Here is a 1,109-nt window from a genome sequence, read left to right as displayed (position 1 = left end):
GCGAATCGCTCTTGCTCGCCGTATTTCCACTGACGGGCGTCCGAATCCCATTGCCCGGTCTGACGCGACGTCAGCCGGCCAACCGCATCGAACTCGACCGTCGTGATCCGATGTCCCTGGTCGCCGTTCTGCACACTCTGAAGGACACCCGAGGCCGGGTCGTACCGGTACCAGCTCGTCTTGCCATCAAAACCCGTCTCAGTCAGCAGTCGACCAACGGGGTCGTACTCAAACGACGTCTCTCGCCCGTTCTCGTTCTTCAACGCCTCCAGACGGCCAAGTTTGTCCCATCGATAACCCAGCGTCTCACCGTTTGCACCCGTGCGCGTGGCAATCAGGCCCGCGCGCGTATAGCGCCATTCGGTTCGCCGCAGCAGCCCGTCGACGTGAGCCAGCAGCCGCCCTTCCGCATCCCGCTCGAATTGCTCGGCGACGCCATCGGGACGAACCACTTCGGCCAGTTGCCCTTCGGCATAGCGATACTGCGTCACGCCCCCTGCTGCATCGGTGAATCGCTCCAGTTGCCCGCGTCCGTTGTACTGCCATCGGCTCGTCTTGCCCGAGCAATCGGTATATGACGTCAACTGGCCGGTCGGGCTGTAGGCAAGCTGCTTCTTTCCGCCCTTCGCATCGACGATTTCCACCGGCTGGCCGAGCGCGTTGTTGACGTATTCCGTCTTGTTGCCCAGCGGATCGATTTCCTCGATCAGTTGATCCTTGGTGTTGTAGTCGCGCAGCCACACGCCGCCTTCGCCATCGCGAATCTTGCGCACGTTGTCGCGGGCGTCGTACGCGAAATACACCGTGGAGCCGTCGGCCCGGGTATGCGACACCAGGTTGCTGCGCTCGTCGTAGGTAAAGGTCTCGACGCTGCCGTCGGGATGAATGTGACGCACGATGTTCTTCGCGTCGTCCCGGAACAGCCATTCCGAACGTCCGTCCGCATGCCGGATGCGGTACGTGTAGCCCAGAATGTCGTAGTAGTACCAGGTCTCGTGGCCGAGCGCGTCGGTGACGTAGGTCAAGCGAATGTTCGGGTCCCACTCCAGCGTCGTATCGTAGCTGCCGTCGTCGGCCCATTCACGCACGGCCCTGGCCGTCGCGTGCTC

Annotated in this window: 1 pseudogene; it reads right to left on the bottom strand. The window is 62.4% G+C overall.

The window, feature by feature from the left end:
* A pseudogene (locus G3N96_RS38735) lies at positions 1-1,109 on the bottom strand (RHS repeat protein); the annotation flags it as partial.

It is taken from the genome of Burkholderia sp. Se-20373 (genome assembly GCF_017104705.1).
Taxonomy (GTDB): domain Bacteria; phylum Pseudomonadota; class Gammaproteobacteria; order Burkholderiales; family Burkholderiaceae; genus Burkholderia.
This window is presented reverse-complemented; position numbering and strand designations above follow the sequence as displayed.